General features: G+C 42.4%; 15 protein-coding genes and 1 pseudogene. 15 read left to right on the forward strand and 1 reads right to left on the reverse strand.

What is annotated here, in order from left to right; translation table 11 throughout:
- Positions 1 to 32 precede the first annotated feature (32 nt).
- From ACKRAT_RS01140 to ACKRAT_RS01200, 13 genes are all read left to right on the forward strand, one after another.
- Positions 33 to 977, forward strand: coding sequence for a DNA-directed RNA polymerase subunit alpha (locus tag ACKRAT_RS01140; protein WP_411843287.1), 945 nt, complete (start codon positions 33 to 35; stop codon positions 975 to 977).
- Between the two features lie 18 nt (positions 978 to 995).
- The gene (gene rplQ / locus ACKRAT_RS01145; RefSeq protein ID WP_411843288.1) at positions 996 to 1,394 is read left to right on the forward strand and encodes a 50S ribosomal protein L17; all 399 of its coding nucleotides are present in this window, start codon (positions 996 to 998) and stop codon (positions 1,392 to 1,394) included.
- Positions 1,395 to 1,547: 153 nt separating this feature from the next.
- Entirely contained in the window at positions 1,548 to 2,336 is a 789-nt protein-coding gene (locus ACKRAT_RS01150; protein ID WP_411843289.1) for an energy-coupling factor transporter ATPase, read from the forward strand.
- Complete coding sequence (locus ACKRAT_RS01155) at positions 2,333 to 3,196, forward strand: energy-coupling factor transporter ATPase (RefSeq protein ID WP_411843290.1); 864 nt, start codon at positions 2,333 to 2,335, stop codon at positions 3,194 to 3,196. The genes ACKRAT_RS01150 and ACKRAT_RS01155 overlap by 4 nt, the downstream gene beginning before the upstream one ends.
- Positions 3,186 to 3,983, forward strand: a complete 798-nt coding sequence (locus ACKRAT_RS01160) for an energy-coupling factor transporter transmembrane component T family protein (protein ID WP_411843291.1) — start codon at positions 3,186 to 3,188, stop codon at positions 3,981 to 3,983. Before ACKRAT_RS01155 ends, ACKRAT_RS01160 begins: the two co-directional genes overlap by 11 nt.
- A gap of 12 nt (positions 3,984 to 3,995) precedes the next feature.
- Positions 3,996 to 4,784, forward strand: coding sequence for a tRNA pseudouridine(38-40) synthase TruA (gene truA / locus ACKRAT_RS01165; RefSeq protein WP_411843292.1), 789 nt, complete (start codon positions 3,996 to 3,998; stop codon positions 4,782 to 4,784).
- 162 nt (positions 4,785 to 4,946) lie between these two features.
- Positions 4,947 to 5,384: a 50S ribosomal protein L13 gene (gene rplM, locus ACKRAT_RS01170; RefSeq protein ID WP_411843293.1), complete on the forward strand. Its 438-nt coding sequence runs from the start codon at positions 4,947 to 4,949 to the stop codon at positions 5,382 to 5,384.
- A 19-nt stretch (positions 5,385 to 5,403) separates the two neighbouring features.
- Positions 5,404 to 5,796 (forward strand): 30S ribosomal protein S9, encoded by a 393-nt coding sequence (gene rpsI, locus ACKRAT_RS01175; RefSeq protein WP_411843294.1) that lies wholly within the window; start codon positions 5,404 to 5,406, stop codon positions 5,794 to 5,796.
- A 246-nt stretch (positions 5,797 to 6,042) separates the two neighbouring features.
- A complete protein-coding gene (locus ACKRAT_RS01180) occupies positions 6,043 to 6,921 on the forward strand; it encodes an alpha/beta fold hydrolase (RefSeq protein WP_411843295.1) in 879 nt (292 codons plus the stop codon).
- A gap of 105 nt (positions 6,922 to 7,026) precedes the next feature.
- Positions 7,027 to 7,479, forward strand: a complete 453-nt coding sequence (locus ACKRAT_RS01185; RefSeq protein ID WP_411843296.1) for a YaiI/YqxD family protein — start codon at positions 7,027 to 7,029, stop codon at positions 7,477 to 7,479.
- A 152-nt stretch (positions 7,480 to 7,631) separates the two neighbouring features.
- Positions 7,632 to 8,141, forward strand: a complete 510-nt coding sequence (locus ACKRAT_RS01190; RefSeq protein ID WP_411843297.1) for a YfiT family bacillithiol transferase — start codon at positions 7,632 to 7,634, stop codon at positions 8,139 to 8,141.
- A 116-nt stretch (positions 8,142 to 8,257) separates the two neighbouring features.
- Positions 8,258 to 9,037: a YhfC family intramembrane metalloprotease gene (locus ACKRAT_RS01195; RefSeq protein WP_411843298.1), complete on the forward strand. Its 780-nt coding sequence runs from the start codon at positions 8,258 to 8,260 to the stop codon at positions 9,035 to 9,037.
- A gap of 163 nt (positions 9,038 to 9,200) precedes the next feature.
- On the forward strand, positions 9,201 to 9,929 hold the full coding sequence (locus ACKRAT_RS01200; protein ID WP_411843299.1) for a hypothetical protein: 729 nt from the start codon (positions 9,201 to 9,203) through the stop codon (positions 9,927 to 9,929).
- A 71-nt stretch (positions 9,930 to 10,000) separates the two neighbouring features.
- Here the strand turns inward: ACKRAT_RS01200 and ACKRAT_RS01205 are convergent, their stop codons facing one another.
- Positions 10,001 to 10,327, reverse strand: a complete 327-nt coding sequence (locus ACKRAT_RS01205; RefSeq protein ID WP_411843300.1) for a four-helix bundle copper-binding protein — start codon at positions 10,325 to 10,327, stop codon at positions 10,001 to 10,003.
- Between the two features lie 114 nt (positions 10,328 to 10,441).
- Here ACKRAT_RS01205 and ACKRAT_RS01210 point away from each other — a divergent pair, with 114 nt between their 5' ends.
- Complete coding sequence (locus tag ACKRAT_RS01210) at positions 10,442 to 10,699, forward strand: type II toxin-antitoxin system Phd/YefM family antitoxin (RefSeq protein WP_411843301.1); 258 nt, start codon at positions 10,442 to 10,444, stop codon at positions 10,697 to 10,699.
- Positions 10,692 to 10,961, forward strand: a pseudogene (locus ACKRAT_RS01215) (Txe/YoeB family addiction module toxin). Before ACKRAT_RS01210 ends, ACKRAT_RS01215 begins: the two are co-directional and overlap by 8 nt.
- Positions 10,962 to 11,089: the final 128 nt, after the last annotated feature.

Consider the following 11,089-nt stretch of genomic DNA (forward strand, 5'->3'; position numbering starts at 1 on the left):
TTCCGGCGTTTAAAGGGAGGAAAAGTAAACAAATGATAGAAATCGAAAAACCTAGAATTGAAACAGTTGAAGTATCGGATGATTCTAAGTTTGGTAAGTTTGTTGTTGAACCTCTGGAAAGAGGCTATGGAACAACACTTGGGAACTCCTTACGTCGCATTCTGTTATCTTCATTACCAGGTGCGGCAGTCAAAACGATAGAAATAGAAAATGTACTGCATGAGTTTTCAACAATTGAAAACGTTGTTGAAGATGTAACAACAATCATCACCAGTATTAAAAAGCTCGCACTTAAGATCTATTCTGAAGAAGAAAAAACACTTGAGATAGATGTAAATGGTGAAGGTGTAGTGACGGCTGCGGATATTACTCACGACAGTGATGTTGAGATTTTAAACCGTGACCTTAAAATTGCCACTGTATCCAAGGGCGGACAACTTAAGATCCGTATGATTGCCAACCGCGGCAGAGGTTATACTCTTGCTGAAGGCAACAACAAAAGTGATATGTCCATCGGTGTGATTCCAGTGGACTCAATCTATACACCAATCGAGCAGGTTAACTATACAGTAGAAAATACTCGTGTGGGACAAATGACTAACTTCGATAAACTGACTTTGGATGTTTGGACAGATGGTTCAATTACTCCACAAGAAGGTGTATCGCTGGCTGCTAAGATTATGAATGAACATCTGAACATCTTTGTTGGTCTTACTGATGAAGCTCAAAATGCTGAAATCATGATAGAAAAAGAAGAAGACCAGAAAGAAAAAGTTCTTGAGATGTCTATCGAAGAACTGGATCTTTCAGTACGTTCTTACAATTGTCTCAAACGTGCAGGTATTAACTCTGTACAAGAACTCACTGACAAGTCAGAAGCTGACATGATGAAAGTAAGAAATCTGGGACGTAAGTCTCTTGAAGAAGTCAAATTCAAACTTGAAGACCTTGGTTTGGGGCTTCGTAAAGAAGATTGATAAAGGAGGTAAATTTCAATGGGCTACAGAAAACTCGGACGTACATCTGACCAAAGAAAAGCGATGCTCCGCGACTTAGCTACATCTCTTATCGTAAGTGAACGTATTACTACAACTGAAAGCAGAGCAAAAGAGCTCCGCAAAATTGTTGATAAACTCGTTACACTTGGTAAACGTGGGGATCTGGCTTCCAAGCGTCGTGCAGGTCAAACAGTACGTAACGTTGAAATCACTAAAGATGATGGTACAACTCAACATGCTCTTCAAAAACTTTTCGAAGATATCGCACCACGATTTGAAGATCGTCAAGGTGGATATACAAGCATCAAGAAACTTGGAGAACGTCGTGGGGACGGTGCTGAACTCGTAATCATCGAATTCGTAGAAGGCGCTGTAACGGCTTCAGAAGAGGCATAATCTATAAAAGCAGACTGAGTGTTACGATGATATGGCTTTTAGGCCATATTGTCTAGCTCATCGTACCCTGCAGGCAATACTTTAATAATCGCGCGACTCCGAATGCAGGGTACGCGCTTTTTTATTACATAAAAATAGGCGGGTGGTGGAGATATGATTCAGTTTAACGATGTCACATATAAATACAGACAGGGAAACTACAATGCATTGGATCATATCTCCCTGAACTTTAAACAGGGAGACTGGACATCAATTATCGGGCATAACGGTTCTGGAAAGAGTACGCTTGTAAAGATCTTGATGGGTGTACTGGAGGGCTATGAAGGCGAAATAAAAATAAATGGTCAGGTCCTCAACGAAGAGAACTCTGCCGGCATCAGACGGCGGTTTGCCATAGTATTCCAAAATCCGGATAATCAGTTTGTCGGGACAACCGTGGAAGATGATGTGGCTTTTGGGCTGGAGAATAACGGAGTACCGAGAGATGAGATGCAAAAAAGAGTGGACGAGGCCCTGCGTGCAGTAAACATGCTCGATTTCCGCACTCACGAACCATCGAGACTGTCAGGCGGTCAAAAACAGCGCGTAGCAATTGCCGGTGCTCTTGCGATGGAACCCGATCTTCTTATACTGGACGAAGCGACATCGATGCTCGATCCGCAGGGCCGCGGAGAAGTGCTGGAGATTCTTAAAAAGATCCATCAGGATAAAATGACTACACTCATTTACATCACTCATGACCTGGCAGAAATTGATATCAGCGATCATGCCGTTGTGATGAAAGACGGTCAGGTGATCAATGAAGGAACGGTAGAGGATATTTACCAGGATACAGATGCTCTCATATCGAGCAGACTCGTTTTGCCTTTTACAATTTCCATGGCAGATCAGCTGCTCGATGGGTGTTATATGTCGTATGACGAGCTGGTGAGACGCCTGTGAATATTAAACTTGAAAAACTGACAAGTATCTATCACGAGAACACGCCGTTTGAACACCTCGCTCTGAACAATATAACAACCGAGTTCAAAGAAGGAGTTTACTACGGCATCATCGGACATACCGGGAGCGGAAAATCCACGATGATTCAAAATTTAAACGGACTTCTATTGCCAAGTTACGGGGAAGTGCATGTTGGGGATATTACGCTGAAGCGTAAAACAAAACAGCGTATCATTCATCAGACGAAAAAGCGCGTCGGAATGGTGTTCCAGTTTCCCGAGCATCAGCTGTTTGAGGAATCCGTGATTAAAGATGTGATGTTCGGTCCAAAAAATATCGGTATGGACGAAGAGGAGGCCAGGGAGAAGGCAGAGCATTATTTGAAGCTGCTTAACATAGACGAGGCTCTGTTTGATACCCCGCCGTTTGATATTTCCGGAGGACAGATGAGGAAAGTGGCCATCGCCGGTATTTTAGCGATGGAGCCCGAAGTCCTCATTTTAGATGAACCCACCGCAGGACTCGATCCGCTGAGTCATATCGAAACGATGCAGCTCTTCCAGAAAATTCAGTCGGACATGGGCATTACTGTAATATTGGTCACACATGATATGAATGATGTCTATGAATATACGGATGAAGTAAAGCTTTTAAATCAAGGCAACTTAATACGTTCCGGCAGGACCGAAAAGATTCTGACAGACTCAGAACTACTCCGAAATTATGATCTTGAAGTCCCTGATATTGTGAGACTCACTTATGACCTTGAGCAAAAAGGAGTTACATTCCATAAAATCCCTAAAAACAAAGAAGAATTCATAGAACTCTACACGAAGTGGAGGGATGATCATGCTGAGTGAGATGCTGCTCGGCCGCTATATCCCGGGGAACAGTATAATTCACAGACTTGATCCGAGGGCGAAGATTATTGCAGTTTTAATATTCATGATTATTGTGTTCTTTGCGAACCATTGGACAGGGTATTTACTGCTTATGCTTTTTGTTCTGAGCTTAACGAAACTTGCAGGGCTTTCACTGATATTTTTATTCAACGGGTTAAAGTTGATATTACTATTGATCATATTTACTTTCATGATGCACCTCTTCTTTACTAAAGGAGGAATAGTGCTGGTTGATGCAGGATGGTTCACGATAGAGTCTGAAGGAGTCATCCGGGGGATATACATCACCATACGCCTTGCAATGCTTATCCTCATTACGACACTGCTTACGCTGACAACGAGTCCGCTATCCTTAACCGACGCGATAGAACGCATCTGTAGGCCGCTCAAGGCGATCAAAGTCCCTGTGCACGAAATTGCGATGATGATGTCCATAAGCCTGCGGTTTATACCGACACTCATGGATGAAACAGAGAAGATCATCAAAGCACAGAGTGCAAGAGGGTCCACGTTTATGACAGGAAGTCTAAAGTCGAGGCTGAACGCACTGACACCTGTATTCATTCCGCTGTTTATATCTGCGTTCAAACGTGCCGAAGAAATGGCGGTGGCGATGGAAGTGAGAGGGTACCAGGGAGAAGAAGGACGTACGAACTACCGCATTTTAGACTGGCAGTGGAAAGATACATTCACCGTCATTACGATGATTCTTTTTGGAGTCATCCTGTTCATGATCAGACAGTAAGGAGTATCCGCTATGCGATATTTAGTAAAAGTGAGTTACAACGGCAATAAATTTTATGGTTTCCAATACCAAAAAAATGCCCGTACAGTGCAGGATGAGATCGAACGGGTATTAAACCGCATGCACAAAGAATTCGTGCGCATCCATCCTGCCGGCCGCACGGACGCAGGAGTCCATGCAGTGGAGCAATATTTCCATTTCGATTCCGGCATCGATATACCGGCAGATAAATGGAAATTTGCAATGAATTCAGGGCTTCCTGCGGATATACTCGTGCGCGAAGTACAGAGGATCAGTGACGATTATCATGTGCGTTTTCATTCAAGCGGCAAAGCCTACCGGTATAGAATCTATCAGGGGAAAGACAGGGACCCATTCCAGAATGGACTCAAAGTGCACTACCCCTATCCACTCGATGAACAGAAGATGCGGGATGCCATGCAGTATTTTACCGGCACACATGACTTCACGAGCTTCTCCAGTGCCAAGACCGCCATTGAAAATAAAGTCAGACACATCTATCGCTTCGATCTCATCAAAACAGAAGACGGCTACGATTTTGTTATCATTGGATCCGGTTTTCTGTATAATATGGTGAGAATACTTGTCGCATATGTACTCGAAGTCGGACAGGGCAGATGGGACGGCGCCAGAACACCGGAGATTTTGAAGGCAAAAGACAGAAAGCGCGTACCAAAGACAGCACCGGCAGAAGGGCTGTATCTGGAGCGTGTATTTCTCAACCGGGAAGCACTTGAAAAAACATTGGAAGAAATGAAAAACGGTCTTGAAAAACATTGACAAAATGCACTAATAAGGTTATCATAGACAACGGTATAATTTTATATCACCCGCGATAAGCCCCGGAAACTTATTGTAGATTAGATATAATGACATGAAGAAGCTTTTTTTATTTTAAAGCATAAAAACGAGCGAATTATTTATAAACTAGGAGGACAAAAAATGCGTCAAACATTTATGGCCAACGAAGCTAGCATTGAGCGTAAATGGTATGTTGTCGATGCAGAAGGACAGACACTCGGTCGTCTATCTTCTGAAGTTGCAGCGATTCTTCGCGGCAAAAACAAACCGACATTCACACCGCATGTTGATGCTGGTGATAACGTAATCATCATCAACGCTGAAAAAATCGAACTAAGTGGTAACAAAGCAAAAGATAAAATGTACTACAGACACTCAGGACATGTAGGTGGAATCAAATCCATCTCAGCAGGAGCCCTAAGAGACAAAAACCCTGTACGTTTGTTGGAAAACTCCATCAAAGGCATGCTTCCAAAGAACCCACTCGGACGCGCAACAGGCAAGAAACTACATGTGTATGCTGGAAGCGAGCATCCACACGTAGCACAAAAACCAGAAAACTACGAACTTCGCGGTTAAGGAATAGGAGGTTAATTCATTGGCTAAAGTAGAATATTTAGGAACAGGTCGTCGTAAAAATGCAGTAGCACGTGTACGCTTAGTACCAGGTGAAGGTAATGTCACAGTCAACGGTCGTGACATGAGAGAATATCTTCCATTTGAAAGTTTGATTCTTGATTTGAATCAGCCATTCGCAGTTACAGAAACAGAAGGTAACTACGACGTATTGGTAAACGTTCATGGTGGAGGTTTCACAGGACAGGCGCAGGCAATCCGTCACGGAATTGCAAGAGCACTTCTTGAAGCGGATCCGGAAAATCGTGGCGTACTTAAGAGAGCAGGACTCCTTACACGTGACCCACGTATGAAAGAACGTTATAAATACGGTCTTAAGAAAGCCCGTCGTTCACCACAGTTCTCAAAACGTTAATATTTGTTATACAGAAAGCTCTTCCCATATCCGGGGAGGGTTTTTTTATACCGTAAAAAATGATGACTATATGCGGTTTTCCTTTTCATAAATTAATTTAACCTCCTTCTCTTCATAGAGGTTTAAAGGCTTCCGAGTTCGCTGATTCCCTATTTGATTTCCAGAATGTGCATAAAGACAGCTGGTGCCGGGAATGAATAACTGATAGGGTACAGTGTTTCATATAAATATATGGGGGTTATGATTATGAACATTGAATTTGAGTATATACAGACGAATGGTATAGAACTCCATGCTGCGGTCTCGGGACCTGAAGATGGAGACCTCGTGATACTGCTTCACGGTTTCCCAGAGTTCTGGTTCAGCTGGAGAAGGCAGATACGTGTATTGGCAGAAGCGGGCTACAGGGTGGTTGTGCCGGACCAGCGCGGTTACAATAAAAGTGACAAACCTGATGGCATACGCGCTTATGGGATTGACACACTTAGGGATGACATCATCGGTCTCATCCATCATTTTGAGCGGAAGGATGCAGCGATCATCGGCCATGATTGGGGCGGAGCCGTAGGCTGGCACCTGGCAGGTACCCACCCGGAGCTGGTCCGATGCTTCGTCGCAATCAACATGCCTCATCTCGCTGTATTGCCGAAAGTCATGTTGACGACGCCCCTGCAGTGGTTGAGAAGTTCATATATACTCTTTTTCCAGGCTCCGAAGGTGCCGGAAGCGATTTTAAGCAGCAATGACTACCGGTATATGGAACTGGCCCTGAAAACCACCAGTAAAAAAGGGACGTTCACCGAGAAGGAACTCGGGGGCTATAACATTTCCTGGGAGAAGCCGAAGGCGCTGACGAGCATGCTGAACTGGTACCGTGCGATGCCCCGAAGCATGAAAAATATCAAAAGGAGCGGGCGAATCGATGTCCCTGTAAAAATCATATGGGGCACCGGTGACCAGTTCCTCTCCAAGAAACTGGCTGAGGAGAGCTTGAAATTCATAGACAGCGATTCGGTAATTTGGGTGGACGAGGCGACACACTGGGTTCATCAGGAACAGCCAGATGTCGTGAATGGGCAGCTCATACGCTTCTTGAATAAATCTGCTTCTCACATTGTTAAATAATTTTAAAACGATTCATTCAGAAATTAAATCAAAACAGTATTAAGGCGCGCTCTAATCTGCGGATCTAAGTTTGCTATACTAAGTAACAAGGAAAGGATGATACTGATGAAAGTGATTGTTGACGCAGATGCGTGTCCGGTTAAAGATATTATCATAGAAGAAGCGGTGCATGTATCAGTTCCTGTTACATTGGTATCCAGCCTGTCGCACTATTCCACACAGGATCTGCCGGAGCATGTGAAGGCCGTCTATGTCGAAGCAGGTCCGGATGCTGCCGATTTTAAAATAGTCCAGCTAGCAAAAGTGGATGATATCATCGTCACACAGGATTATGGACTCGCATCTCTCCTTTTACCCAAAGGATGCACCGTAATTCATCACAAAGGTTTTGAATACAATGATGAAAACATCGATCATCTGCTCGAAACCCGTTACATGGGCAGTATGATCCGAAAAGGGGGCGGCAGGACCAAAGGGCCAAAACCATTTTCCAAAGAAGATAGAAGTGCATTTTCAACGTTGTTCCGTCAGAAAATCGGACTGGATAAGAAGAAGTGATTACATTTCATAGTGATAATTCATTATATTGATATTATAGACGGGTTAATGAGATGATGGATGAAAGCTATCATTATATATATTTTAAAGAATATCAGCTGCATTACGAATCAATTTAGAGATATAATTCATTAAGGAAAAGGAGAATGAAGATGGATATAAAATACCCGATCGGCAAACTGGATGTACCTGAACAAGTGAATCTTGAAAATGTTCAGGAATGGATTGGCCAGATCGAAACATACACGAATCGGCTTAGAAAAAGTGTTGACGAATTAAGTGATGATGAATTAAGCAGAACTTACCGTGACGGCAGCTGGACAGTCCGCCAGCTTGTTCATCACATTGCAGATTCTCAATTGAACATGTATCAGCGTTTAAAACTGGCTTTAACAGATGATGGCCCGGAAGTACCTGGTTTCGTCCAGGACGAATGGGCTGTCTTACCGGATACAGCACTTCCGGTAGAAAGTTCCATTAAAATGCTGGAAGGTATAAACGCGCGCATTGTATCTCTGGGTAAAAGTTTAACCGAAGAGCAATTGGACCGATATTTTGTTCATGAGACAAACGGTAAAATAACAGTTGCAACCAAAATTGCAAAGTTAGCCTGGCACGAAGAACATCATCTGGCACATATAAAAATTGCGTTATCAGAATAATTGAAGAACCGCATTTAAAAAGTTACAGGCCAGAGCGTACTTATGGGCATAATAAGTACGCTTTTCTTTTTATTGTTATAATGAAAAGAAGAATTTAAAAGTGCAGGTGTAAATGTATGGTATCTACAACAAGTATCGTTCTCATGGGTCTGGCAGGGCTGTTTTCGGTATTACTGCCTTTCCTTTTCATAATGGTATTGAGACGTAAGTTTAAAATCCGCTGGATTCCAATCCTCATCGGCGCGGCGACTTTTATCATCTTCGCAATGGTTCTTGAACAAATTACGCATCTTCTTGTTCTGAGACCCGGAGTGGATGGTACCATTCCTCTTATTGCAGAGTCACCGTGGCTGTATGTGCTGTATGGAGTGCTCGCAGCCGGTATTTTCGAAGAAACAGGACGGCTTGTGGCTTTTCTGCTGATGAAGAAAAAGCATAAGAAAATAGATTCAGCGATATCGTATGGAATCGGTCATGGCGGTATAGAAGCTATTATTGTGGTCGGGCTTGGCATGCTGAGTTCAATTGTTTTCAGTGTGATGTTCAACAACGGCGGCAGTATAGCGGATGAACTGCCACCAGGAATTGCAGAGTCTATGGCGGGCACACCGAATATTACATATGTACTTGCCATCGTTGAACGCATATTTGCAATCAGTGTACATATTGGATTATCCATCATCGTTTTTGTATCAGTGATACGAAAGGGCAAGTGGTGGCTGTTCCCATTGGCAATCGTTCTGCATGCCCTGACGAATTTGACTGCGGCAATGATGCAGGCCGGACTGCTGACAAATATGTGGATCATGTATGCCGGATTTATTGTTATGACCCTGATAACGTTGTGGATTGCCTATAATATTGGGGTGAAAAAAATTCAGGTGAATTTCCGATAGAATGATACGATTTTAAATCCTTCTCTTCTGAGAAGGGTATTTTCATGCAGAGCTTTAAGGAGAACATTGGGCTGGCTCTCTGCAGACTGTCATTTAAACGATTCAAGGGAAAGGACAAAGGGAAGAGTATGAACATGTAGATTAGAGAAACTGGAGGGTTTTTATGGGGATTTGGATGAGTCTGGTATTTGTAATCGGCCTTGTGATCATTCATTTAACATCGAAACAGATGAAGTTCCTCAAAGTCGAGCCCAGGAGCAAATTTTTATCAGTGGCCGGTGGTATATCAGTGGCATATGTATTCATGCATCTGCTGCCTGAATTGAAAGAATACCAGGAGGAATTTGATGAGACGTTTCAGGGGCTGCAGTTTCTGGAAAGTCATATCTATATCATTGCTCTGCTGGGCCTTGTCATTTTTTATGGTTTGGAACAGCTCGCAAAAAACTCGAAAAGACATGGTAGAGAATCAGGAGAATATAAAGCATCATTCAATGTTTTCTGGATCCACATCGGCTCTTTTGCGCTCTATAATGCAATTATCGGATATTTGCTTCTGCGGGGGGAATATCAATCAGAATGGGGAATGCTGCTGTATTTCATTGCGATGGGCATTCATTTCATAACAAATGATAAAGGGCTGCGTGCGACCCATAAAGAAGACTATGATCGCTACGGCCGGTGGGTACTTGCTGTATCGATTACGATTGGCTGGGTGATCGCCGCCTTTACAGAAGTCAATATACTTATCATTTCAGTCCTATCGGCCTTCATAGCAGGCGGTGTCATACTGAACGTAATGAAGGAAGAACTACCTGAAGAGAGGGAAAGCAGTTTTTCGGCCTTTTTTTCAGGAATGTTGGGGTATGCAATATTATTGTTATTTCTGTAAAGTGCCTGGTATACGAAAAAGGTGTTCAATGGAGGAAATCCATTGAACACCTTTTTATATAAAAATTAAACTTAAGCTGCCTGCTTGCAAGCTTCAGCACATTTGAAACAAGCTTCAGCACATTTTTGGCAATGTTCATGGTCGTGTTTCTGGCATTCGTTTCCACATGCTTCACAAATCTTGCCACATACTGATGCGAGTTCGGAAGCAAATTGTGTATCTCTTGCCAGTGCGTGTTCCAGATAAGCGCAGATGTCTGCACATTCCCGGTCCAGGCGGATACACTCAGCCATCATTTTTACGTCTTCTTCTTTTAGGCAGGCATCATAGCAATGATTACAAGCTTCGGCGCAATCATGTAAAGTCTGAATCAGATTTTGATGTTGTTCATGAGCCATTTAAAATACCTCCAATATATTTTTTATTCTCCCTATATACGATTCCCAGTATCTGTTCTTTTAAACCCGCTAGAAAATATCTTAATTGTCTGATTGTACAATGATTGAAAAGGAGTGATATATATTTCCGTAACAACATATTCGAATGCACGTAAAAATTTTAAAGCAATGATAGAACAAGTTAATGAGGACAGTGATGCCATTACAATTACGACTAAAGATAATAATGTAGTTTTAATTTCTGAAGCGGAATACAACAAATTTGTGGAAACAATTTATTTGCTGCAAAATCCTGCCCACGCCAGACATTTGGCAAAATCTATAGAACAGTTGAAAAAAAGCGAGGGCGAAGAAGTCATCCTGGATGAGTAAGCTGAATATATTATTTACTCATGAAGGTTTTGAAGACTACAAATACTGACAATCTACAGACAAAAAGTATTTTAAAAAAATAAATGATCTCATTAAAAGCATAGATAGGGATGGTGATTTTAATGGTATAGGCAAATCTGAAAAATTAAAAGGGAGCCTTAGCAGTTTTTACAGCCGACGTATAGATAGTGAGCATCGTTTAGTCTATAAAGTTGCAAAGTGCCAAATTCAAATCATCTCGTGTCGATATCATTATAAGTGAATAATTGAGCAAGTCGTTAAAAAGAGGCTGAGATCTGATATGATCTCAGCCTCTGATTTTTATTTGCAGACCTTTCTTATACATTCTCCAAAGTAAAAGCAATGATATAAAACTGAATGATTATTGGG

Origin of the sequence: Salinicoccus sp. HZC-1 (assembly GCF_046736035.1) — a bacterium.
Taxonomy (GTDB): domain Bacteria; phylum Bacillota; class Bacilli; order Staphylococcales; family Salinicoccaceae; genus Salinicoccus.